The sequence below is a fragment of the Rothia sp. HMSC078H08 genome (assembly GCF_001808955.1).
Classification (GTDB): Bacteria; Actinomycetota; Actinomycetes; order Actinomycetales; family Micrococcaceae; genus Rothia.
This window is the reverse complement of sequence record NZ_KV795254.1, coordinates 318595-343558: the sequence shown is the minus strand read 5'-3', so window position 1 is coordinate 343558 and position 24964 is coordinate 318595. Positions and strand designations below refer to the sequence as shown.

General features: G+C 57.7%; 22 protein-coding genes. 1 reads left to right on the top strand and 21 read right to left on the bottom strand.

Annotated features, from left to right (window positions below; translation table 11 throughout):
• Positions 1 to 338: 338 nt before the first annotated feature.
• The 19 genes from tyrS to infC form a co-directional block, all read right to left on the bottom strand.
• Positions 339 to 1643: a tyrosine--tRNA ligase gene (gene tyrS, locus HMPREF2528_RS04965; RefSeq protein WP_070542815.1), complete on the bottom strand. Its 1305-nt coding sequence runs from the start codon at positions 1641 to 1643 to the stop codon at positions 339 to 341.
• A gap of 166 nt (positions 1644 to 1809) precedes the next feature.
• Positions 1810 to 4104 (bottom strand): HelD family protein, encoded by a 2295-nt coding sequence (locus tag HMPREF2528_RS04960; protein ID WP_070600679.1) that lies wholly within the window; start codon positions 4102 to 4104, stop codon positions 1810 to 1812.
• Between the two features lie 203 nt (positions 4105 to 4307).
• Complete coding sequence (locus HMPREF2528_RS04955; protein WP_044150631.1) at positions 4308 to 4883, bottom strand: adenine phosphoribosyltransferase; 576 nt, start codon at positions 4881 to 4883, stop codon at positions 4308 to 4310.
• A 134-nt stretch (positions 4884 to 5017) separates the two neighbouring features.
• Entirely contained in the window at positions 5018 to 6622 is a 1605-nt protein-coding gene (locus HMPREF2528_RS04950) for an AMP-binding protein (protein WP_070542812.1), read from the bottom strand.
• Between the two features lie 154 nt (positions 6623 to 6776).
• Positions 6777 to 7262, bottom strand: coding sequence for an arginine repressor (locus HMPREF2528_RS04945; RefSeq protein ID WP_049345349.1), 486 nt, complete (start codon positions 7260 to 7262; stop codon positions 6777 to 6779).
• A gap of 395 nt (positions 7263 to 7657) precedes the next feature.
• Entirely contained in the window at positions 7658 to 8425 is a 768-nt protein-coding gene (locus HMPREF2528_RS04940; protein ID WP_049345348.1) for a hypothetical protein, read from the bottom strand.
• A 192-nt stretch (positions 8426 to 8617) separates the two neighbouring features.
• On the bottom strand, positions 8618 to 11188 hold the full coding sequence (pheT, locus tag HMPREF2528_RS04935; protein ID WP_070542809.1) for a phenylalanine--tRNA ligase subunit beta: 2571 nt from the start codon (positions 11186 to 11188) through the stop codon (positions 8618 to 8620).
• A gap of 3 nt (positions 11189 to 11191) precedes the next feature.
• Positions 11192 to 12319 carry a phenylalanine--tRNA ligase subunit alpha gene (gene pheS, locus HMPREF2528_RS04930; RefSeq protein WP_005507134.1) on the bottom strand — a complete coding sequence of 376 codons (1128 nt, stop codon included), beginning with the start codon at positions 12317 to 12319 and terminating at the stop codon, positions 11192 to 11194.
• Between the two features lie 235 nt (positions 12320 to 12554).
• Positions 12555 to 13076, bottom strand: coding sequence for a hypothetical protein (locus tag HMPREF2528_RS04925; RefSeq protein ID WP_049358219.1), 522 nt, complete (start codon positions 13074 to 13076; stop codon positions 12555 to 12557).
• Between the two features lie 272 nt (positions 13077 to 13348).
• Positions 13349 to 14671 carry an iron uptake transporter deferrochelatase/peroxidase subunit gene (efeB, locus tag HMPREF2528_RS04920; RefSeq protein WP_070542806.1) on the bottom strand — a complete coding sequence of 441 codons (1323 nt, stop codon included), beginning with the start codon at positions 14669 to 14671 and terminating at the stop codon, positions 13349 to 13351.
• 166 nt (positions 14672 to 14837) lie between these two features.
• The gene (efeO, locus tag HMPREF2528_RS04915; protein ID WP_070542801.1) at positions 14838 to 16055 is read right to left on the bottom strand and encodes an iron uptake system protein EfeO; all 1218 of its coding nucleotides are present in this window, start codon (positions 16053 to 16055) and stop codon (positions 14838 to 14840) included.
• Positions 16056 to 16191: 136 nt separating this feature from the next.
• On the bottom strand, positions 16192 to 17061 hold the full coding sequence (gene efeU, locus HMPREF2528_RS04910) for an iron uptake transporter permease EfeU (protein ID WP_070542798.1): 870 nt from the start codon (positions 17059 to 17061) through the stop codon (positions 16192 to 16194).
• Positions 17062 to 17465: 404 nt separating this feature from the next.
• A complete protein-coding gene (locus tag HMPREF2528_RS04905; RefSeq protein WP_070542795.1) occupies positions 17466 to 17948 on the bottom strand; it encodes a (deoxy)nucleoside triphosphate pyrophosphohydrolase in 483 nt (160 codons plus the stop codon).
• A gap of 16 nt (positions 17949 to 17964) precedes the next feature.
• Positions 17965 to 18780: a DUF421 domain-containing protein gene (locus HMPREF2528_RS04900; RefSeq protein ID WP_070542791.1), complete on the bottom strand. Its 816-nt coding sequence runs from the start codon at positions 18778 to 18780 to the stop codon at positions 17965 to 17967.
• 18 nt (positions 18781 to 18798) lie between these two features.
• Entirely contained in the window at positions 18799 to 19719 is a 921-nt protein-coding gene (locus tag HMPREF2528_RS04895) for a cation diffusion facilitator family transporter (RefSeq protein WP_005507873.1), read from the bottom strand.
• Between the two features lie 92 nt (positions 19720 to 19811).
• Positions 19812 to 20723 (bottom strand): TrmH family RNA methyltransferase, encoded by a 912-nt coding sequence (locus tag HMPREF2528_RS04890; RefSeq protein WP_246823883.1) that lies wholly within the window; start codon positions 20721 to 20723, stop codon positions 19812 to 19814.
• Between the two features lie 200 nt (positions 20724 to 20923).
• Positions 20924 to 21304 carry a 50S ribosomal protein L20 gene (gene rplT / locus HMPREF2528_RS04885; RefSeq protein WP_005507127.1) on the bottom strand — a complete coding sequence of 127 codons (381 nt, stop codon included), beginning with the start codon at positions 21302 to 21304 and terminating at the stop codon, positions 20924 to 20926.
• 114 nt (positions 21305 to 21418) lie between these two features.
• Positions 21419 to 21613: a 50S ribosomal protein L35 gene (gene rpmI, locus HMPREF2528_RS04880; RefSeq protein ID WP_004006287.1), complete on the bottom strand. Its 195-nt coding sequence runs from the start codon at positions 21611 to 21613 to the stop codon at positions 21419 to 21421.
• Positions 21614 to 21810: 197 nt separating this feature from the next.
• Positions 21811 to 22512 (bottom strand): translation initiation factor IF-3, encoded by a 702-nt coding sequence (infC, locus tag HMPREF2528_RS04875; RefSeq protein ID WP_005507875.1) that lies wholly within the window; start codon positions 22510 to 22512, stop codon positions 21811 to 21813.
• Between the two features lie 293 nt (positions 22513 to 22805).
• On the opposite strand from infC, the gene HMPREF2528_RS04870 reads away from it, so the two are divergent.
• Positions 22806 to 23228 carry a DUF1844 domain-containing protein gene (locus HMPREF2528_RS04870; RefSeq protein ID WP_005507125.1) on the top strand — a complete coding sequence of 141 codons (423 nt, stop codon included), beginning with the start codon at positions 22806 to 22808 and terminating at the stop codon, positions 23226 to 23228.
• Between the two features lie 166 nt (positions 23229 to 23394).
• Here HMPREF2528_RS04870 and HMPREF2528_RS04865 read toward each other — a convergent pair whose 3' ends face one another.
• Positions 23395 to 24180 (bottom strand): HisA/HisF-related TIM barrel protein, encoded by a 786-nt coding sequence (locus HMPREF2528_RS04865; protein WP_070542787.1) that lies wholly within the window; start codon positions 24178 to 24180, stop codon positions 23395 to 23397.
• Positions 24180 to 24947 carry a type 1 glutamine amidotransferase family protein gene (locus HMPREF2528_RS04860; protein WP_083297873.1) on the bottom strand — a complete coding sequence of 256 codons (768 nt, stop codon included), beginning with the start codon at positions 24945 to 24947 and terminating at the stop codon, positions 24180 to 24182. The genes HMPREF2528_RS04865 and HMPREF2528_RS04860 overlap by 1 nt, the downstream gene beginning before the upstream one ends.
• Positions 24948 to 24964: the final 17 nt, after the last annotated feature.

Below are 24964 nucleotides of genomic sequence, written 5' to 3'. Positions count from 1 at the left end.
TTTTATGGGTGCTAAAAAATCTTTAAAAAACTTCTAGAAACCTCAAAAATCTGCGAATTCCCCTCTCTGGACCCCCAAAACAGGGTCGAAAGGCGCCCAAAGCCCTCGCCAACAAAGACAAACCAAGAAACCCCAGAGCCAGAGGGTAGCAGAACGATACAAGAAGAGCCCCTCCTGACGGAGGGGCTCTCTAACAGACTCTGTATATAGAGATATATAGGTGGAATAGAAAAGGAGGGGCACTCCCCCACCGAACATTCAGTACCGAACACTCAGCACTAAACACTCAGCAGAGAAGAACCCCTCCCCTCTATATGTATAGAGAAAGTCAGAAAAGACTAAACAAGCTCTACAGCGCCCTGGTTCTTCTTGCCACGGCGAACCATCGCAAAACGACCGTGCAGCAGATCATCCTTAGAAATAGCTGCGTCCTCGCCCTGAACCTTCACGCCGTTCACCGAAGCGCCACCCTCCTTCAGAATGCGACGAGCTTCAGAGTTAGACTTCGCAAAGCCCAGCTCAGTCAGAACAGAAATCATGTCCAGACGGTCCTCAGACAGCTTCGCCGAAGGAAGCTCAGCAATCACAGACTCCAGGGTAGCCTCATCCAGAGCAGCGAAATCGCCCTTACCAAACAAAGCCTCCGAAGCAGCCACAGCCTGATCAGTAGCCTCAGTACCGTGAACCAGCGAAGTCACCAGGTACGCCAGAGTCTTCTGAGCCTCACGCTTAAACGGTTCCTTCTCAACCTTCTGCGCAAACTCAGCAATCTCAGCACGAGTCAAGAAAGTGAATACCTTCAGACGATCCAGCACATCCGCATCCGCAGTGTTCAGCCAGAACTGGTAGAAAGCGTACGGCGAGCACATCTGCGGGTTCAGCCAAATAGCGTTACCCTCGCTCTTACCGAACTTAGTGCCATCAGAGTTAGTAATCAGCGGAGTACCAATAGCGTGAACGCTCTTACCCTCTACCTTACGAATCAGCTCAGTACCGCTCGTCAGGTTACCCCACTGATCAGAACCACCGGTCTGCAGAGTACAACCGAAACGACGGTTCAGCTCCAAGAAGTCCAGGCCCTGCAGAATCTGGTACGAGAACTCAGTGTACGAAATGCCCTCATCAGAGTTCAGGCGCTTCGCAACAATCTCCTTCTTCACCATGGTGCCCACGCGGAAATGCTTACCAACATCGCGCAGCAGCTGCAGAGCAGACATCTGACCGCTCCAGTCCAAGTTATTCACCATACGAGCAGCATTCTCACCCTCGAAAGAGAGGAAACGCTCGATCTGAGCACGCAGAGACTTAACCCACTCAGCAACAACCTCAGGAGAGTTCAGCACACGCTCAGACGTCTGACGCGGATCACCAATCAAACCGGTGAAACCACCCACCAGACCCAGCGGCTTGTGACCAGCCAGCTGCAGACGACGCATCACCAGCAGCTGCACCAAGTGACCCAGGTGCAAAGAAGCCGCAGTCGGATCATAACCCGTATAGAAAGTCAGGCTCTCCTCGCTCAGCGCCTTCTCCAGAGCAGCCTCATCAGTGCTCACGTGCACCAGGCCGCGCCACTTCAGTTCCTGCCAAATATTCTCGAAGGTATCGTCATTATGCTGCGCGTTGAGGATCTCGGCAGACATGCTTCTCCCATTCACAAGGTAACAACGCCCGAAGGCGCTCGAACAAAATATGTAACAAGCCTAGCACCGCACCAGCCCAAACGCTCAGAAAAACCCAAGCGAGCGCCCAAACCGCTACGGCACCAGCCCAAAGAAATAACAGAAAGAGGCTACAGAGCTATGAAGGCTACAGGCCCGCGGGCATCCGCGAACCCACCATGTGCAGGCGCTGAGTCGGACGAGTCATCGACACGTACAAGTCGCCCACAGCACCACCAGCATCATCGATCAGCTGCTGCGGCTCAACAATCACCACAACATCAAACTCCAGGCCCTTCGCTTCCCACGGAGTCAGAACCAGCACCTGATTCTCCAACGCAGTCTGCGCGGTACCCGTACGATCAGCATGAGCACGAGCCACAGCCTGAGCCGTCTGAACATACAGGCTCGGCGGGCACACCACACCAATCAGAGCACCACCCGAATGAGCGACCTCCTCACTGACCACGGACACGGTCTGCTCCACAACAGACTCGGCGGCAACCTCATGCACCTGCGGAGGCCACTGGCCCTCACGCACCGCACGAGGCGCAGACACCTCATAGCCAGCAGCCTGCGCAACCGACACCGCCGCCTCAGCAATCTGCGCCGGAGTACGGTAATTAATCGTCAGCTCCTCCAGAGTGAAGCGCTCACCCACAAACGGCTCCAACGCCTGCGACCACGAGGAAGCAGCCGCAGCAGAAGAAGCCTGAGCAATATCGCCCACAATCGTGAACGACTTCATCGGGCAACGACGCATCAGCAGACGCCACTGCATGGGCGAGAGCTCCTGAGCCTCATCCACCACAATATGGCCATACGCCCACGTACGATCAGCCGACGCCGCAGCCGCAGCAGTCATACGCTCGCCACGAACCTCATTCATCATCGCAATCTGCTCAGGAGTAATCACGCCATCAGCGCCAATATCCTCCAGCGACTGGTGAACATTCTCCAGCGCCTTCGCAGCGTTCTCAAGGTTCGCGCGATGCTCCGCCGCAGCACGAGCCGCAGCAGCCGCACCGGTCACCTTCGAAAAATCACCCAAAAGCTCAGCAGCCTCATCCAACAGAGGAACATCAGCCTCCGTGAAAGGGGCATCCGCCGGGCGAGCCAACAGCTCACGCTCAGCCTTCGACAGCTCACGAGTCGCAGACTCCAGATAGTGCGGCTTCGAAAACAGCGAGCGCAACAGAGTCTCAGGCGACAGCGGCATCCACGCCAGATTCAAGGCACGGCGCACATCCATCGAGGCACGCACATCATCCTGCAGATACGGACGCTCCACCACACGACCCGCCGCACGGTTCAGCTGATCATCCAGCTTCGCAGTCAGCTCCTTCAACAGAATCTTCACGAACGTCTCACGAGCCTCATTATGCGGCTTGCCCGTCGAACGAGCACGAGAACGAGCCGAACGAACCATCTCCGGAGTCAGCTCAACATCAGTACCCTCAACATTCAGACGCTGAACCTGAGCCGGCACCTTCTGACGATCCGCCACCGCACACTTAATAACCTTCACCATGCGCAAATCGCCCTTCAACGCGGCAACCGCGCGGTCCTTCTCAGGCACAGCACGCAGACCCGGATACAGGGTCGCCAACGAAGACATCACCACGCCGGTCTCACCCAGCGACGGAAGCACACGCTCGATGTACCACATGAACGAATTCGAGGGGCCAACCACCAGCACGCCAGCCTTCGACAGGCGCTCACGGTTCGTGTACAGCAGATACGCCGCACGATGCAGCGCCACAGCTGTCTTACCGGTACCGGGACCACCCTGCACCACACGCACACCCGGCAGCTCCGAGCGGATAATCGCATCCTGCTCAGCCTGAATCGTCGCCACAATATCGCCCATGCGGCCGGTACGCTTCTTATTCAACGCCGCCAGCAGAGCGCCCTCGCCGTGGAGGGAATCCTCATCCTGCAGCATCTCCGAATCGAAGACCTCATCCTCAATATTGACGACAGTACGGCCCTCAAGCATCAGGTGACGGCGACGGCGCACACCCATCGAGTGGAAAGCAGTTGCCTGATAGAACGTACCCGCCTCCGGGGCACGCCAATCCATCAGCAGACGCTGCTGATTACTATCCGTAATACCGATACGACCGATATAGCGCACCGCATCAGCACCCTCACGGTCCATATCCAGGCGTCCAAAGGTCAGACGAGAATCCACAGCATTCAGCTGCGCCAAACGATCCTCATAGTGGGTAGCAAAAGAGTCACGCTCCGAACGGTTCTGATGACCGCCCACCGCCTGATTCTTACGCACAGCAGCCAGCTTCTCAGCCGTCTCCTCACGGAGCTCATCCAGACGGGCATATACGCGAGCAACATACTCACGCTCCGCAGCCATCTGCTCAGCAAACAGCTTCTCAGCCGCCGAAGAATCAGCAGACTGCTGGGGCAAAGATTCAGATGACACGTAAGCTCCTTAAACCTATGGTGTCTCAAAGACAGGGTGCGACAGGCACCCAAAAATACGGGTCACTATTTTACAGGACAGGCTCCGTAGCGCCGAAATATTACCCCCACAGAAAAGTGCCCCACCGGCTCAACCGGCGGGGCACCCCTCATCAATATCAGCTGCACACGCCCAAAGGACGGTACGCCTCAAACTCTATAAAACTACTTCGACGGCAGCGGGTACTCAGAGACCAAGCTCAGCGTCTCAAGACGGTAACCGTCCAGCGCCTCACGACCGCCCAGGCCCTCCAGCTCCAGAAGAGCACCAACGCCGGCAACCTTCAGGTTCGCGCGCTCCACCAACTTCGCGGCAGCCACCAGAGTACCGCCAGTCGCCAGCAGATCATCCAGCAGAAGAACACGGGTGCCCGGCGCGAAATCACTACAGTGAATCTCGATCGCGGCGCTACCGTACTCCAGCGCATACTCCTCACGGTACGTCTCACGCGGAAGCTTACCCGCCTTACGAACCGTCATAATGCCGGTGCCCGTAGCGTACGCGAGCGCAGAAGCCAGCAAGAAACCGCGAGCCTCAACACCAGCCACCACATCAAACTGACCATCAAAACGAGCAGCCAGCTCATCAATGCACGCCTTGAACACCTCAGCATCAGCGAAGAGAGTGGTCACATCGTAAAAGAGGATACCCTCATGCGGGTAATTCGGAATCGTAGCGCAAGCAGTCGGAATCAACTGCTCAATAGGGGTTCGCGAAGCCTCAGAAGCGGGAACGCTCATGCTCTCTCTTTCGTGAAGGGGATAGCCCCGGAAAAATTACCCGGGAACAATAACGCGGTAGAAGCCGCCTACAAGATTCTACCCCCTTCACCCGCGGTTGTCCTCAGATTAGCGCTAAGAACCGTCTGCCAAAATTAGCCCCGCTGAATCAAAACCCGCAAGTCACGCTTAAGAATCTTGCCGGTCGGTCCCAGCGGCATGCTCTCCACCATCACGTAGCGGCGAGGATACTTATACGCCGCCAAACGAGTACGCGCCAGCGCATTCAACTCCGCATGCAACACACCCTCATCAGCACCCGGACGCGGCATCACCACGGCGACAACCTCCTCGCCCACGCGCTCATCCGGCACACCCAATACCGCTACCGACTGCACATGCTCATGGGTATAGAGAACATCCTCAATCTCACGCGGATACACCGAATAGCCGTTACGCAGAACCATGTCTTTAATACGATCCACAATAAAAATATTGCCCTGCTCATCAACACGAGCAACATCGCCGGTCGCAAACCATTCGCCGTCAAAAACCTCAGCAGTAGCCGCCGGATTATTCCAGTAGCCAGCCATTACGTTCTCACCGCGCACCCACAGCTGACCGCTCACACCCGGCGCGCACTCGGAACCTTGCGGGCAACGGACCTGCACCTGCACACCCGGCAGCACACGACCCACCGAACCGAGCACCATGCCAAACTCCGCCTGATTAAACGAAACCACCGGCGACGTCTCACTCAAACCGTAGCCCTCATACACCGGGCACTCAATCAGCGTTTTCAACGCAGAATGCACCGGCGCAGGCAACGGCGAACCACCCGAAATGCCGAAACGGATGCGACCACGCAGCGAGCGCGCACGCTCAGGCTCAGCCTCCAGCGCCGCCGCTAACGACACATACATGCTCGGGACCGCAGCCAACACCGACACCCCAGCACTCTCAATCAGATTCAGCGCACCATCAGGGGTAAAACGCGGCAGCAAAGCCACCGTAGCCGACGCCGCAAACGCCGCGTTCATCGACACCGTCTGACCAAACGCGTGGAACAGCGGAAGGCCACCAAAAATGACGTCCTCAGCGGTAAAACCAAAAACGCTCACGCAGCTACGAGCATTCGAGAGGATATTCGCGTGGGTCAGCGTCGCACCCTTCGGTTTGCCCGTCGTACCCGAAGTGTACAGAATAATCGCCGGGTCGCTCGCCGCCACCGGGACAGGCTCCAGAACAGCATCCGACGAATCAGTAGCCGACAGCGCGCTATCGGCAGGCACGTCAAAAGGAGCCACCGGCGAGCCCTCTCCCCCGGTGAAAATCTCGCAACGAACCGAACCGTTCTTCACCAGCACCGTCGAGGATGCCTCCGACGCCAGACGAGTACCCGCAAACGCAAAAAGCACCTTCGCCCCGCTATCGCGCAGATGATACTCCAGCTCAGCACCCGACAACAGCGGATTCAACGGAACACAAATCGCACCCGCAGCCACAATGCCGTAATACAGTGCAGGCATCAACGCCACATTCGGCATAGACAACGCCACACGGTCACCACGCTCAACACCGAGCGCCGCCAAATGACGCTGAACCTGCGCGGCCGCAGACGCCAACTGCGCGTAGCTCACCACCCGCATATCAGCAGATTCAGAAGCCGGAATCGCCAAAGCTGTCTTAGTCCCCGAACCAGAAGCAGCCTCAGCCAAAAGGTAGGCAATATTGTTCGCTGAATCGTGTATTTCAGACATGATAGAAAACTCTCACCACAGAAAAATCGGTATATCTAGAAAAGGAGAAGACGAGCTAGAAGCCCGGCAAAGAACCCGAAGACAGCAGAAGGGCGTACCTTCAACCGCTCCCCCCCGAAATATCAGAAGAACAGCGCAAGATACGCCCCAGCTACTACTGAGCAGCAGACCAATCCAAGAAGCTCTCGGCAAGCGCAGCCCCACCATTGGGGTCACGAGTAATCACTATTACCGTATCGTCACCGGCAATAGTGCCCATAATCGCTTCAAGACCGCCCTGATCAATAGACGACGCCAAGAACTGCGCAGCACCCGGAGGAGTACGCAGAACCGTAATATTTGCCGAACCCTCAGCGGTAATCAGCAGTTCCTTAAACAGGGAAATCATACGGGCATCAGGTGCAGTACCGCCGCCACGACGAGCAGGATAATTCGGCACAGCATAAATCAAGCCAGCGCCTTCATCACGGATGCGCTCAGCGCCAATTTCAACAAGATCACGGGAAAGGGTCGCCTGAGTAACCTTCATACCATCATCGGCCAGGTACTGCGCCAGTTCAGCCTGGGAGCGGACACGTCGGGTCTGCAGCAATTCAACGATGCGTGCCTGACGCGCGATCTTGGTCGAGGGGAAAGGCATAATATCTCTTCTTCCTACGGTGCCAATCACGAATTCAGAACGGAGCTGCCCAACGGTGGCGCAGCGCAACATTCTTTACTACCCAAGATAATACATATGCACATAAATATGCGCACCAAATATGGATTATTCCAAGATATGGGGGAATTTTCAGGGTTTATCTCACCAACTGTCACACAAAACGCCGCGAGTGTAGCGTGTATCTACACATTCGAGCGCATAACCTCGCAATGAATGCATAGCGTGCAAGAACATTCTGGGCTGGCGCGCCGAATCGAGCAAGCGACCTACCTCAGGCGAGCGCGCAAAAGGAGCCCGCCTCCAGCAACATCATGTGCGCCAGAAACAGGCTCCTTCAACAAAACTTCGAGGTGAATCCTCAGGACTCAGAACGCCTAGCGCTCATCCTCCACCAGACCATCCAGGTCCTCATACTCGACATCGCGCGAACGGCGGTTCAGCCACACAGCAAAACCCAGACCCAGCAGAAGCACCAGCACCGCACCAACAATACTTGCGATACCGGCAAAACGCTCGGCGTTCACGCTGTCCTCAGTCACAGGCTTCAACGTGCCCTTCTCGGCGGTGTAGACGACCTCAAGAGTGCCGCCCTTCTCCACCAACAGGCCGTCTACCTCACGCGGGAACTCCGAAGGAACGTCACCAGTCTGCGAACCACGGAACTCAATCGGAGCACCCGAAGTCACTTGATACTTATCCTTCAGGTTCGACACATACGTCTTACCGTTCAGCGCGTCATCAGCCGGCAAGTTGCCCTTATAACGAGCAACATTGCCCTTCGTAATCAGGTCAGGAGTCAAATCCTGGTAGGTGCCCTGAATGACCCAGCTCTTACCGGCATACTCGGCGTTATTATTCACCGACGCAAAAGCACGGACACCCGCAATAGCCAAAACAATGGAAAGAATAACCGCGACAGCAGCAGAAAGAACCGACAGCCAGTTTACGCCCGGGCGGTCATCCAGCTCTTCCTCACTCATCGCGAAAAGGGAGGAGTTCTCTTCCTCATCGTCGTAATCCTCGTACTCGTCGTACTCCTCATATTCAGAATCCTCGTACTCAGAATCCTCAAAGTAGGTTTCTTCGACCTCAGTAGACTGCGACAGCTCATCCTGTTCGCGCGAGTTCTCTCGATTAGCCATTACTCTCTCCCTCACTTCATCTATCTTCTAGGGTACCCATAACCACATGAGTTCACCACTGAAAGCGCTTATCAACGCTTCATAAACCAACCCAACAGGTAAACCCACCACGCAACGCCAAAAGCTACGGGGTGGGAGCCAACAACTCCCACCCCGTCAGCACTAGGCATTACGCCTTAGGGTTAGACCCGGTTAGACACGCGGTTCCGCACCCAGCTGCTCAACAGTCGCAGCCACAGCAGCCTCACGAGCAGCCGATGCCTCATCAGCAGTCAGCGTACGATCCGGCGCGCGGAAACGCAGAGCAAACGCCAAAGACTTCTTCGACTCATCAATACCGACACCGCGGTAATCATCAAAGACGCGGATGTCCTCCAGCAGCTCGCCAGCGCCCTCACGCAGAACACGCTCCACCTCAGAAGCAGGCAGATCGCGGTCCACCAGAAGCGCCACATCCTGGGTAGCAGCCGGGAAAGTCAGCACCGGAGTAGCCTGATGCGCCTCAACACGACCAGCAAACAGAGCCGAGAAATCCAGCTCAAACGCGCAAGTACGCTCCGGCAGGTTCAGCTCCTGCAGAAGCTTCGGGTGTAGCTCGCCAGCGAAACCAACGCGCTCACCGGCAGCGTTCAGAACCTCAGCCACACGGCCCGGGTGGAACGCAGTGTGCACACCATTACGCACCTGAATCTCAGCCGACACAGCAGCAGCCACCAGACGCACAGCGTCCAGAGCGTCACGCCAGTCGTAAGCGCGCGGAGCAGCACCCGGCATCGCCTCGTGCTCAGTACCTGCAAACAGACCAGCAATGAAAGTGGGCTGCTGCGGAATACCGGCATTCAGATCAGCCAGAACCTCATCCGAGGGGCGAGCTCCCAGCGGCGGAATAGACTCGGAGCCCAGCTGCTCACCCGGAATGAACACATGACCCGACTCAAAAATAGCCAAGTTCTTGAAACCACGAGACAGGTTACGCTTCAGAACCTCAACCAGACCCGGCAGCAGCGAGCGGCACATCCAGCCCTCAGCCGAAGAAATCGGGTTCTCCAGGCGAATCGAAGGAACCTCAGTCACCGGGTTCTCGGGGGTGCTCGCCCACGGAGCCGACCACAGGTTATTCGCATCAGCCGACACGAAGGGGTACGCAAACACCTCAGTCAGACCGGAAGCAGCCAGCGCATTCAGCGCACGACGCTTACCCGCCTGCTCCGGAGTGTAACCGTGACCCGCAGGAGCCACCGGCAGAGTCGAGGGGATGTTCTCGTAACCGTCAATACGTGCGATTTCCTCAGTCAGGTCCTCCTTCGCGCGCAGGTCAGTACGCCACGACGGGACAGTCACAGCGTAACCGGACTCGGTACGCTCCACCGAGCAACCAATCTCACGCAGGCACGACTCAATCTGCTCCGGCGAGTAATCCACGCCGATACGACCAGCAGTGTAATCAGCAGGCAGGTCAATCACGACCGGCTCATAGCCGAGGGATACGTCAGTAACGCCCGGCTCAACCTGAGCACCAGCCAGCTCAACCAGCAGCTCAACCGCACGCTGAGCAGCCGCTGCCTGAATCAGCGGATCAACGCCACGCTCAAAACGCTTCGAGGACTCAGAAATCAGCTTGTGACGGCGAGCAGTACGAGCCACCGACACCTCATCAAAACGAGCAGCCTCAACCAGAATGCGGGTGGTCGAATCGGTCACCTCAGTGGAGGCGCCGCCCATCACACCGGCAAGACCAATCACACCGGAATCATCAGCAATGACAATATCCTCGGGGTGCAGAGTACGCTCAACGCCATCCAGGGTCACCAGCTTCTCACCAGCTGCGGCGCGACGCACCACAATCTCACCCTGAACCTTGTCAGCGTCGTAGAAGTGCAGCGGCTGACCGGTCTCCAGCATCACGTAGTTCGAAATATCCACCGGCAGCGACAGCGAGCGCACACCCGCCAGACGCAGACGCGAAGACATCCAGGTCGGAACCGGCGCATCCGCCTTCACGCCCGAAACCTCACGCATCACAAAACGAGTGCAGCCCGGGTTACCGTGAATCGGGGCGTCATCACGCAGAGCAACCGGGTGACCGGACTCGTTAGCCTCCGGGGCGCGCTCGCCGTACGCCAGCACAAAATCCTCGAAGGAAGAACCGGTAGCGTGGCACCACTCGCGAGCAATACCGCGCAGAGAGAACGCGTAACCGCGGTCCGGGGTCACGTTCACCTCGGCAGCCTGATCGTACAGGCCCAGCAGCTCCATCGCATCGGTGCCAAGCTCCGGGTCCAGGCCCAGGGTCGAAAGCACCAGGATGCCGCCGTGATCATCGCCAATACCCAGCTCACGAGTCGAAGCAATCATGCCAGCCGACTTGTGACCGTAAGTCTTACGGGCAGTAATCGCGAAACCACCGGGCAGAACAGCGCCGGGCAGGGTCACAACAACCTTGTCACCGGGCTTGAAATTGTGGGCACCACAAATAATGCCCTGCACGCCGGAAGGCTCAATGCCCTTACCGGTCAGAGTCTGCTCCTGGCCCTCCGGAACCACACGCACCTGGCACCAGTTCACGGTCTTGCCGTTAGAGTGGGTCTCCGGCTCCATGGAGAGCACCTGGCCAACCACAATTGGTCCGGACAGCTCATCAGAGGGGCGGTGAACGTCTTCTTCTTCCAGGCCAACCTTCACCAGGGTTGCCATCAAATCTTCAGCCGAAGCATCCTCAGCTACAGGCACGAACTCGCGCAGCCATGACAGGGGTACACGCATAATTTAGATCTCCATCCCGAACTGCTCAGAGAAACGGATGTCGCCTTCAACCATGTCATGCATGTCAGCGACGTTGTTACGGAACATGAGGGTACGTTCAATACCCATACCGAAAGCGAAGCCCGAGTACTCCTCAGGATCAATACCCGCAGCACGCAAAACGTTGGGGTTCACCATGCCGCAGCCACCCCACTCAATCCACTGCGGGCCGCCCTTAGCGTTCGGGTGCCACAAATCCAGCTCAGCGGAAGGCTCAGTGAACGGGAAGAAGTTCGGGCGCAGGCGAATCTTAGCGTCCTCACCGAACATGGCGCGTGCCATGTACTCCAGGGTGCCCTTCAGATCAGCCATAGTCAGGCCCTTATCCACGGCAAGACCCTCGATCTGGTGGAAGACCGGGGTGTGGGTCGCATCCAGCTCATCGGTACGGTACACCTGACCCGGGCACACAATGTACAGCGGCAGCTCGCGAGAAAGCAGCGAGCGCATCTGCACCGGCGACGTGTGGGTGCGCAGCAGCAGGTGAGCGTTCTTCGGCTCAACGTAGAAAGTGTCCTGCATTTCGCGTGCCGGGTGATCCGGCTTAATGTTCAGAGCGTCAAAGTTGTACCACTCAGACTCCAGCTCCGGGCCGTCAGCAACTTCCCAACCCATACCGACGAAAATGTCGGTCAGGCGCTCCTGCATCAGAGCAATCGGGTGGCGGCCGCCCAGGGAACGGCGAGGCGAAGCAGCAGAAACGTCCACAGCTTCCTCAGCCAGGATGCGAGCCTCACGCTCAGCCTCCAGCTCGGCGGTACGAGCCTCAATAGCCTCAGTCAGGGCTGCACGAGCCTGACCCATCAGCTTACCCACCGGGCCCTTGTGCTGGTTCTGAAGATCACGCATCTGACGGTTCGCGATGCTCATGATGCCCTTCTCACCGAAGAAGCTCAGGCGCACCTCCTTGAGGCTGTCAAAGTCCTTAGCCTTCTCGCGAATCTCCTGCTTGGCACGCTCACGCTCAGCCTCAAAAGCCTCACGGATAGCGTCCAAACCGTTCTCGGGGTTCTCCTCCAGAACCTGCGCAATGCGGGCGAGAACCTGAGCCGGGCCGTTAAGACCCTCGTGTTCCTGCACGGAATCGGTCATTGTCACTCTTCTCTGCATACCACCGGCACTATACCGGCTGGCTCGTTATACACCTTAGGCAGCACCATCTGCTCTCCCCCGGCTACCCGCACAGGGTGCGGAGCAGGGTTGGCGACGGGCGCATATCCTATCCATTTTAGACCAGAGAACGAAGCGCAAACAGCAGAACGCCCGGATAGTCCATCCGGGCGTTCTTAGGTATATAGCCTCAACAACAACGTTGAAGAGGGTACTTCTACTTCAGAGCCTGCTTCACAGCCGGGTCGAAAGAAGCACGAATCCACAGCACGTTCGCAATGAACCATGCCGCGTACAGGGGCACGAAGCCGTAGCGCTGAGCGTCAATGACATTACCAATCAGAGACAGAATCGCCACGAACGCACCCAGAATCGCAAAAATCAGACCAACAGTCAGGCCCAGACGCCTGCCCTTCTGAATCGTGAAGTAGACCCAGATGTACACAACCGCAGAAACAACCAGCAGGCCGATACCGCCTGCAACGCCGACCTCCGGCAGACCCTTCAGCGGGGACAGGTTATCCGGTGCGAACGAGGAAATAACACCGTGAATCAAGCAGAGCAGCGCGGAGACAATCATAATCTCCTGCAGACGCAGAATCTTCGGGTGCTTGGTCGGCGAGTGGAACAGAATTCCGCGCGGCTCAGCGCCGCCTTCCTGAATATAAATAGCTTGAGTGTCCGAGGGAACCGCGTCGGAGCGGTAGGCACCCGGATCAAACGGGGGTTGAGCAGTCATCATTGTCTCCCAATACGTATGTGATTTCTCCCTCAATACTACCCGCCTACCGATTGGTTTCCAAAGCATGCACCCGTGTCGAACCCATATGTGACAAATTCCCCTCCCCCACAAAAACCCACAAAGAGACAGCCTAAGCGCCCCCAACACCCGCAAAATAGCGGCTGCGCACGCCTTAACAGGAGAAAGCAGGAGGTGACAACACCTCCTGCTTTCAACAACACAAACACGCCGCTTAGCAAGCCTAAGCAGGCGCTAGTCCCACACATCCACTAGCTGAAAAGACCCGAGCAGATGTAGTCGTTCTCATCCTTCACACCCGGCGGCACCGCAAACAGCGCACTACCGGTATGACGCAGATACTCACTCAAAGCGTCCGAAGAAGTCATCGTGCTCAGCATCGGAATAAAATGCGTGCGCGGATCGCACACATACGCAATGAAGAACAAACCAGCGTCCAGGCGGCCCAGCTCATCAGTACCATCCGTGTAGTTGAAGCCGCGGCGCAACATCTGCACACCCTGATTCTGATCAGGATGCATCAGACGCATATGAGAGTCTGCCGGAATCAGAGGACCCGAGCGACCCTTCTCCGAAAAATTAGGAGCCGTGAACTCGTCACCACCGGACAGCGGCGCACCAGTCACCTTCGTACGACCTACAATCTCCTCCTGCTCGCGCAGACGGGTGCGGTCCCACGTCTCAATATTCATGCGGATACGGCGAGCAGCCAGGTAGCTGCCGCCCTCCATCCACGCCGGGCTATTCGCCGAATTCTCAGAGGAAGTCCACACGTGCTTCTTCAGCAGGTTCGGGCTCTCCACCTTCAGATTATTCGTGCCGTCCTTGAAACCGAACAGGTTACGCGCCGTCACCTGGCTCGTCGAGGTCGAAGAGGTACGGCCGAAACCCTGCTGGTTCCACGCCACCACGGCACGACCGCCAGCAATACGAATCAGGTTACGAATCGCGTGGAACGCCACCTGTGGGTCATCCGCACACGCCTGAATGCAGATATCGCCGTTGCTTCGCTTTTCTTCCAGCGCATCACCGGTCATATGAGGGATGCGGACCAGTGCCTCCGGGAGCTTAGAAGCAAAGCCGAAGCGGTCCTTGCCCTCATCGTCAACGAAGAAGCTACGGCCCAGACCAAAGGTGAGGGTCAGGTTCGCGGCGGACAGGTCCATCGCCTCGCCGGTGTCCTTAGGAGGCGCCTCATAGGAGCGGTCCTCCCCCACCAGCTCGCCCGCCTGCAGCTTCGCAGCAGCGGCGCTCCATTCCTTGAACAGGGACTGGATTTCGTCACGGTCGGTAGTCTTCAGGTTCAGCGCCGCAAAATACATGCGGTCCTGAACCGCAGTCGAAATGCCGCTCTGATGCTCACCGTAGAACGAGTGGGAATCCTTCGCGGCAGTCGAGGAAGCGCTCGCAGAAGCCTGCGCACTGGAGTTAGAGGAGCATCCGACGAGCGCGCCGAGGGCGCCCAGAGCACCGGCACCCGCCAGTGCGGCGCCGAGCGCACCGCGGCGGGAGGTGCCAGCAGGCTTAGCGTCGGGGGCTACTTCCGGAGTGTGGTGGTTGGATTCGGTAGGCATGGGAAGGCCTTTCGTGTGATGTGTGAATGATTGAAGAATGCAGCGGCTATATGCGCCCTGCATGAAGAATGCACCTGTGCCGGGTGGAGACACGAATCAACCGTAGTCCCCACCCGGCAAGCCCCGCGGATATCACATACCGCGGCAGGTGAGCGTCGGCGGGATGCTACTTAGTGCCCGCGCCGGTCACAACCTCAGTCATCTTCGAAACCGGCTCAGACAGAGCTTCAACAGCATCGGACAGCTCGCGCACCTGCTCCTTGGTCAGCTCATCGTACGCAGCGAAGCTATCGCCCTTCTTGTACTTGTCGAGCAGCTTCTGAACGACGTCGAGCTTCTTCGCGATGTCCTCAGCCAGCTTCGGGTCCTTCTGCTTCAGAATCGGCAGAACGTCCTCATACGCCACGCGAGCACCATCAATGTTGCCCTGGAAGTCCGAGAGGTCAGTGTGCGACCAAATCTCTTCCTCACCGCTGATCTTGGTGTTTACCACCTCGTCGAGCAGTTCCTTAGCGCCGTTAGAAATCTGGAATGCCTCAAGCTTGAACTCGGAGGAGTGAACCTCGTCGTAGAGCTTCTGGGTGTCCTCAACGAGCTTCTTCGCCAGCTCTGCACGTTCCTGAGCGGTCAGCGGAGTGTACTCCTTGCCGCCGTTCTTCTCAGCGGTAGGCTGCCACAGGTCCTTCTCAATCTTGTGCCAGCCGGTCCATTCCTTGCCCTCTTCCACGTCTGCTTCACGTGCATCCAGTGCGGGGTCCAGGTCACCGAAGGACTCAGCGACCGGCTCAATGCGTTCGTAGTGCAGGCGCGCGGAGGAGTACAGCGCCTTCGCTTCTTCTACCTTGCCGGCGGTGTAGAGCTCAGCGAACTGCTCGGTCTTGGTCTTCAGCGCCTCCACCTGATCCTTGACGTAAGCGGTGTACTGGGTGACTGCGGTGTCGCGCAGTGCCTGCTCATCGGCGGAGATAGTTGCCGCGTTCTCGTTCTTGGTCACGGTGAAATCGCCGCGGATACCGTCGCCAACCATGCCGGGCTTGCACGCGGTCTTGTAGCTACCCTCTGCCAGTTCCACGGTCAGGTCACGGCTGAGGTTCGGGCCAATGTTCTCCACCTCAGAAACGATACGCAGGCCGTCGGAGCCGAGCACGTAGAACTCGTTGACCTTGGTGCCTTCGTTCTTGACCTTGAAGGTGACCTTGCCAGCCTTCACGGTGGTCGCCGACAGCTTGCAGGCATCGTCGCTAGCGCTGACGTTAATAACGCCGTCGGAGGATGCCGCGCCCGAAGCGGAGGACGCCACGTTCTGGTTGTTGGGAGTGCAGCCGGTCAGGGCGAGTGCGCCAACCGAAAGCAGTGCACCGGCGGAGGCGAGAGTCTTACGCATAGGTTCTCCTTATGTAGAGGTCCCGTGAAGGGTGAATGTATGAATAGTTAGGGTTCGCGGACAATCGTTGCCGCAAAAATCTAGGGGGCTGGTTCTCCCGTGCTGGTTCTCCCGTGGAGGCAGAACGCAACCTGGTTTAGGCGGTAGCCTTTTCGGTTTCCGGCTTCTTAGCCGCCGCCTTCAGACCCGGGCGCTGGGCACGGATGAACAGCGGCATCACAATGCCCACATACAGAATCCAGGCGCCCGCCTCAAGCCAGGTAGTGGTCGAGGACAGGTTGAACACAGCCTTGAGCAGGGTGCCGAGGAAACCGCTCGGGTCGATGTAACGGTAGGACTCGAACGCGGTGCTGTTCAGACCCGGCAGGATACCCGCCTCCTGCAGGTCGTGAATACCGTAGGAGAGCACGCCGGCGGCAACGATGACCAGGAACGCGCCGGTAATGGTGAAGAAGCGCGAAAGGTTAATGCGCATCATGCCGCGCATCATGCCCCACGCCATCACGATGGCGATGGCGATACCGACCAGCGCACCGAGCATGGGGGTTGCGTTCGCCTCCTGACCGGCGGTGCGGGTAGCCGACCAGATAAACAGGGTGGTTTCCAGGCCTTCGCGGCCCACGGAAAGCGCCGCCAGCAGAACCACAGCCCAGGCGCTGGTCTGTGCAGCGTCCAGCTTGCCCTTGAGTTCGGCAGAAAGCATGCGGGCGTTTTCAGCCATCCAGAAAATCATCCAGGTGACGAAGCCAACCGAAATGATAGACAGGGAACCGCCAATGGCTTCCTGCGCTTCGAAGGTGAGGGTTTGGGGACCGAAGGTCAGCAGAGCGCCAAAGCCGAGGGACAGTAGGACCGCCACACCGACGCCGGCCCACATGGGTGCCAGCAGGTGGGTACGCTGCGTTTTGCGGATGTAGGCGAGGAGGATACCTACGACCAGTGCCGCTTCGAGGCCCTCGCGCAGGCCAATCAAAAAGTTTCCGAGGAAGGCTCCCCAAAAGTTCATTTCAGTATCACCAATTAGACAGTTTTTCCTTACCTAATAAACATACGGTGATTGGCGCCGGATTTCATCCCGGGTTATGGGGCTGCGCACGCCTAAAACATGCCTAAAATCGCCTATATCTTTACGGTGCAGGCTCTTGGACACGACCTGTCGCCATAACTTTACGCACTGTGAATAAACACCCCAACAAACACGCAAGTCAGGATCACCTGGCGCATAACTCACCCTCAAAATATGAATAAAGGCGGGACTCCCCACAGGAAATCCCGCCTTCAAACAGTGTCGAAAAAGATAGAGAAAATTTATCCTGTTACCGCCGCGAACGTGTCACATAACGGTGACTTAGCCTCGCAACGAACTAACGCAGAGAACTAATACAGGGTCTTAGCGCTACAGCATTAGGATTATGCCTCGCCAACACCTGCATCCTGCAGCTGCTGAAGAAGAGCCACAACAATCGGCAAATCCGCCGGAATCCACGGCAAACCCAGCAGGTCATCATACGCCTGCGCGTCATCTTTAGACTTCGGCAGCGGCATCCACTGCAGAGCGCTGTGATCCTCCAGAGTATCCGGAGTACCCGAAAGAATCTCCGCGAAGAACACGCGCATCGCCAGACGCTCACTCAGACGCCAGCCCTGCGGGTACGCACCGGGCACCTCAGCACCCAGACGGGCCTGCACGCCCAGCTCCTCCTTCAGCTCACGCACCAGCGCCTGCTCGCAGCTCTCCCCCGGCTCGACCTTACCGCCCGGGAACTCCCACATGCCAGCAACTGTCTGCGGCTCAGAACGCTGAGCCACCAGCATGCGGGTCGGAGCCTCCAAAGAATCAACCACGGCGGCGCCAACCACCTGAACCTCAAACGAGAGCAACATATCACTCATCTTTCTCTACCTTCTTCTACGCTTTAGAATCCTTCGTCGGATGCGCATCCTCAGCAGCGTGCTCCGCTACTTCCTTCTTAGCATCCTCAGTATCCTCCGGCTCAGGAGCGTCCTCCACGCCTTCCTGCCACTCTTCTTCCTTATCATTCATATTCGAGGCTTCTGCCACCTCACGGCGAATAGTAGTGCCGTCATTGAGCAGAATGAGCAGGCGGTTACCGTTCTTGAACTCCATGAGGAAGACATCCTCAAGTTCGACCTCAGCCGCACGCAACTGCAGGTACACCCAATCCTCGGTCTTGTGCGCATCCGCGATATCGCGAGTAACCAAGCTACCCTTCACAATCAGAGCAAAGTTCGGCACACCGTCGCCCTTACGAATCACACTCAGCACACCATTCGGCTCAATCTGAGCGAACTCAATGTCTTCCAGGTCGTAAATACCCTGCGCACGAAGGTCAGCAATCAGGCGCATCGGATCAAGAACCACATCTGCCTGCTGGAAGCTCTTAATATCGATATCACCATCCGTAATGACCGGCACGCGCTGCTCACGCACCGCCATATGCAGAAAACGAATCTTCGTGGTCGCCACGTTCAGCAGCTGAATCATGCACAGCGTAAACACCATGTAGATGACAAAGTAGAACAGGCTAATCTGCTTGCTGTACAACACGCCACCGAACACACCACCGATGACAAAGTTACCGATGGTATCAATCGGGGTCTGGTGCCCCGCCTGAGAACGGTGAGTCAGACGCAGGTACACCAAAAGAATGATCAGGCCAACGAAAATCTTTAGCAAACCATCAACGATCATCTCAACGGTCATAACAAAAATCTCCTAGAGCTAGGCCCGGAAAATATCCGGTTCCAGATAAATGATGCGTGCCGCAGGAACAGCCTCGCGAATACGAACCTCAGCCGCGTCAATCTCATCAGCCACAGCGCGGCCGGTGTCGGCATCGTGAATACGAATCTTCGCCGCCACCAGAATCTCCTCGGGACCCAAGTGCACGGTCTTAATGTGGATAATGCGCTCGCTATCGCCATCCTCAATCGCCGCACGAATCTTCGCCAAATCCTCCGGAGAAGCCGCCTCACCCAAAATCAGAGACTTCATCTCCACCGCAAGGAACACGGCAATAAAGACCAGCAGCACGCCAATAGCCAGGGTGCCGAATGCATCCCACAGACCATTACCGGTCAACAGAGTCAGACCCACGCCAAAGAGCGCGAAAATCAGACCCAGCAGCGCACCCGCATCCTCCAGCAGAAGCACCGGAAGCTCCGGGTTCTTCGAAGTACGCAAGAAACGCATCCAGCTCTGCTTGCCCTTCAGATCACGCGACTCCTTCACCGCCACGCGGAACGAATTACCCTCCAGCAGAATCGAACCCACCAGAACAGCCACCGGAACCCACTGCCACTCAGTAATACCGTGCGGGTCATGCAGCTTCTCATAACCCTCATACAGAGCGAACAAGCCACCCAGGGCAAAGATAATAATCGAAACAATAAACGCGTAAATATAGCGGTTACGGCCATAACCAAACGGGTGCTCCTCATCAGCCTGCTTCTGCGAAGCGCGACCGCCCAAAAGAAGCAGAAGCTGATTACCCGAGTCAGCCACCGAGTGAATAGCCTCCGCCAACATCGACGAAGAACGAGTCAGCGCAAAAGCCAAAAACTTCAGCACCGCAATACCCAGGTTCGCACCCAGCGCAGCAATAATCGCGCCCGAACCCGAATGACCAGAAGGAGCAGACATAATTTCCCTTTCTCAGCCCTAAACTAAAACTCTAAAACCCATGATGCTAAAGCGGCCCACCGCTGTACCACAAGCCGTGAACCGCCCAAAACCTAGCGAGAAACGCCGCGCTGAGCCATCGCCGAAGCATACAGGCACACAGCAGCAGCCGTACCCACATTCAAAGACTCAGCCGAACCATAGACAGGAACAGCCACACGCATCGTCGCCGCTGCCTTCTCTTCAGCGTTCAAGCCCTGCGCCTCATTACCGAAAAGCCACATGGTCGGCTTAGAAAGATCAAAATTACCCTTCACGCCGGACGGGGCACTCGCCTCTACACCGGCACGACGAGCCGCAGTGTACTCACTCAGCTCCTGCAGATTCACCGCACCATAGCCGTCAGCAGCCAGCACAGCAGTACCCTGAGACTTCACATCCTCCGCGAAATCCTCCAGCTGCACGCCCTGAATAATCGGCACGTGGAACAGCGAACCCGCCGTAGAACGCACCGTCTTCGGGTTATACAAATCCACCGAACCCTTAGTCGTAATCACCAAGTCAGCACCGGCCGCATCAGCCACACGAAGAATAGTGCCCGCATTACCCGGATCCTGCACACGAGACAGCACAGCAATCAACTTCGGGTTCAACGCGCCCTCACCCCACAGCAGCGAGAAGGAAGCATCCACCATGAAAGAAACCGCAATAATACCCTGCGGCGACACAGAATCAGCCATGGCCGCCAACACCTCTTCGGTCACCACACGCATAAAGACGCGGCGCCCCTCCTCGGGGGTGGGGGTGCCGTACACCTGCTCCAGCAGCTCGGCAATATCCTCATGACGGTCAAAAGCCGCCTCCGTAACGTAGACAGCATCCAGAATCGGCTTCTTCAGATGCGCCTTCAACGCCTCACGCACAGCCTGCGGGCCTTCCACCAGGAACTGGCCCTTCTTCGTGCGAGCAGCACGGGTACGCAGCTTCGCAATATCGCGCACACGGTCAGCCTGCGGGTTGGACATCACAACGGGGGTACTAATACGTTCAAAAAAGTTCACTCTTAAAGGGTACAGGCAAAGACGCACCCAAAAACGCAGAACAGTCACAACCCCAGATACGCAGAAAGCGGCCGCCCACACTCAAAGTGCAGACGGCCGCTCACGACGCTTAAGCATCCTACCCCGAACCTAGATTTTCGAGGTAAGAACACAACCTAGGCTAATTAAGCCTTGGGAGCCGAGGTGTCCTCGGGCAGGTTGTTCTTAGCAATCTCAACCAGTGCGTTGAAGGCAGCGGGCTCGTTAACAGCCAGCTCAGCCAGCATACGGCGGTCGACCTCAACACCAGCAGCCTTCAGGCCCTGGATGAAGCGGTTGTAGGTCAGGCCCTGTGCGCGGGAAGCAGCGTTGATACGCTGAATCCACAGGCGACGGAAGTCACCCTTCTTCTTACGACGGTGGTCGTAGCTGTAAACCAGCGAGTGAGTGACCTGCTCCTTAGCCTTACGGTACAGGCGAGAACGCTGACCGCGGTAGCCGGATGCACGATCGAGAATAGTACGGCGCTTCTTGTGCGCGTTAACCGCGCGCTTCACACGTGCCACGTGTGTCTCCTTCGTCTTATGTCCTGAACAGCTCACATATCACGCTGAACAGGAGCGAGTCTTTAATCAGTGCGCACCACTATCGGTGCGCCAGGTGCAGAGAGTAAGCGTTGCTTACTTACCCAGCATCTTCTTGACAACCTTTGCCTGGCCGCCGGTAACGATCTGGTCAGAAGCCAGACGACGGGTCAGACGAGAGGACTTGTGCTCCAGGTAGTGGCGACGGTTCGCCTGCTGGCGCTTAACCTTGCCGCTACCGGTGAGCTTGAAGCGCTTCTTAGCACCAGAGTGGGTCTTCTGCTTCGGCATAGCTGCCGTTCTCCTTACATTCATCCCCCGCCACAACGGCGGGGGAGCTTAGTGGGGTTGAGCGATACACGCATCAGCCCCAAGGACCAAAGGTGAGGCACCCCTGACGAGGTGCCTCGGAACCGGCACCGGGTGAACCCGCAACACCCACCCAACGGTGGAGGCGCGTGCCCATCCTAAAGTGACGACCCGGTTCCCTACTCGGCGGAAGCCTGTGCCTTCAGCTCGGCAGGCATAGCGTCTGCCAGAGAATTAGTTACGGGCTTCGCCTTGGTCGTGTCAATACGCTCGCGACCCTTGCGACCGCCGGCGCCCTGCTCACGGCGAGCCTCTGCCTTACCGCGAAGCGGAGCCAGAACCATCACCATGTTGCGGCCATCCTGACGGGGGCGAGACTCAACGGTGCTCACCTCAGCCAGCTCAGCCGCCAGACGCTCCAGCAGACGCACACCCATCTCGGGGCGCTGCTGCTCACGACCACGGAACTGAATCATTGCCTTGACCTTGTCACCACCGGAAAGGAAACGACGAGCGTGTCCAACCTTGGTTTCGTAGTCGTGGGTATCAATCTTCAGGCGGAAACGGATCTCCTTCAGAACGGCATTAGCCTGCTTCTTGCGGGATTCACGAGCCTTGATCGCGGCTTCGTACTTGTACTTACCGTAATCCATGAGCTTGCACACGGGCGGCTTCGCGTTCGGGGCAACCTCGACCAGGTCGAGTTCGGCGTCCTCAGCCAGACGCAGAGCGTCCTTCAGAGGGACAACGCCTACCTGCTCGCCACCGGGACCGACAAGACGGACCTCGGGAACGCGGATACGATCGTTAATGCGTGGTTCGCTAATGACTAGCTCCTGTGCTCTGTGGGTTTCCCCGTGAATACTATCCGTTGCGGGCACTAAAAAAGCCCCCGCAGTTACACAAGCGGAGGCACAAACCAGCGTACGCCGAAAGCGGCGGACGAACCCGTTCACCTCAAAACTCGCAAACAAACGTCTACGGCGGTCAACCGGGTGGGAGACATGCTCCACTTGCAAACTGCCTACAACCATACCGCAGAATCCCCGACAGACGCAAGGAATTAGACGCAAAACACCATAAAAATTGCGGGGACTCCCCCAGAAAGTCCACAGAAGCACCCACTCTTAAGGACGCATTTACCGAAACAAACGAAATATGAGATTCTAAGACTATGAGCACTGAAAACACGAACTTCCGCTTCACCGCGGAAGAAGAAACCCCCGTACACGGCCACACCGAACTCACCGAAGAGCAGGTCGAAGCCGTCAACGAACAGCTGCGCGACATCGCAGACGTACCCGCCATCGAAATCATCAGCTCCGCAGCCATCCACATGATGAGCGCCGCAGCCGTCAAGTGCGGCCTGGCAGCAGACGAAAACGCCGACGACCTCAAGGACCTCGACGAAGCACGCAAGCTTATCACCGCACTGGCAGGCCTCGTCACCGCCGCAGCGCCCGAAATCGGCTCCCAGCACGCAGCACCCCTGCGCGACGGCCTGCGCACCCTGCAGCTCGCATTCCGCGAAGCATCTCCCTTCCCGGACGAACCCGGCAAGGGCCCCGGTGAAAAGCTCACCGGCCCGGTGTACTAAACCAACTGGTGTACTAAGCCAGGACGTGCGCTAAACCAGCAGGCCTACTATCTGGTGTATGCCATCACGAAGCCCCGCATCCCTCGTATTGAGGAAGACGGGGCTTCGTCATATATAAAACCTATGCGGATAAGAAATCTACGCGGGCTAAAGCAGAGCGGTAGCTTTAGCGGGAGCCAGCGACCTCAAGAGCCTGTTCAAAACTAAAGTTACCCACATACAGCGCCTTGCCAAGCACCACGCCCTCCAAACCATAAGGCACCATAGAACGCAGCTTCACAAGATCAGCCAGCGACGCCACACCACCGGACGCCACCACCCGACAGGCAGTCTGAGCCAGCACCTCATCCAGCAGCTCCGCACCCGGGCCCGCCAGAGAACCGTCCTTACTCACATCCGTGACGATATAGCGGCGCACACCCGCGCTCTCCAGCCACGCCAGCGCCTCCGCCAAATCAGGCCCCGACCAATCGGTACCGCGAGCCACCGTCACCCAGCCCCGCTCGGGGTTATAACGGGCATCGAGGCCAAGAGCCAGAAGATCAGAATCGGCATAATGAGCCAGAACACCTTCAAGCCAGGAAGAATCCGCCAGAGCCGCACTAGTCACGTTCACGCGGTCCGGATTCAGGCTCAGGGCGCGCTCCAGACTCTCAGCATTACGCACACCGCCACTGACCTGAACACGAACCGGAGCGGAGCCGGTTCGGGTGTTCTCGGCACGGACTGCGGCAACCACCTCAGCCAGAACCTCGGTATTCGTGCCGCGACCAAACGCCAGGTCAAGGTCAACCAGGTGAATCCAGCGGGCACCCGCCTTCACCCAGGTCAGAGCCGCCTCAACAGGGTCGAGGCGTTGCTCACCACCGGACAGGGTGCCGCCCACCGGGCGCACCGCGTAGCCTTCAGAAATATCAACGGCGGGCAGAAGTTCAAGAACGGGCACAGACATTAGTTACCTCCCGCAGCAGTAGCGGAGTCGCCAGGAGACAGGCGACCGGTCGCCGCCAGGGACGCAACCCAGCGGCGCATAAACTCCGCCCCCAGCTCGCCAGAACCTACCGGGCAGAACTGCACCGCCGTCAGTGGACCGTTCTCAACCGCCGCGATATAGGCGGGCTCGGTGACAGTCCAAGTCACCGCCGGAGGGGCAATATATTCAATGCTCTGATCAAAAGCCCACTCAAAAACGCCGTGCTCAGATTTGAAGTGAGCCTCACCCTCAAGATCCTTGAGCAACGTACTATCGGAGGAAGAACGCAGGGCAGAAGCACCGGGCGCCAGGTCTCGGGCAGAAAGCTCCACGCTCTCACCGGGCCACTCCCCCATGCACTGCACCTGAACCTGCCCCATCTGCGGATGCTCCACCGTCACCGAGTCGAAGAGGCAGCTCAACGCCGCACCGGCAACCAGCACCGGACGACCGCCAGCAACACGGCGACCAATCACGCGCTCAGCGTCCTTAGCTTTCAGGTCTTCGTACGCCTCGAGAGAGCTCACACCGCCGGTCACCACCATGCCGTCAGCTTCACGCAACTGGTCGGGCACAGCGGTCACGATAACGTCCGCCCCCGCATCCTGAAGAAGCTTCACCAGAGGACCACGAGTTCCGGGATCCCCCAAAACGGCAACCACGGGACGAGCGGGCTGAGTGGTCTGTACAGATTCAGTTTCGACGGGTGTGGTTGCAGCGGGTGTGGGTTCAGCGGGAACAGGCATCGGTGCGCTCCTATTTC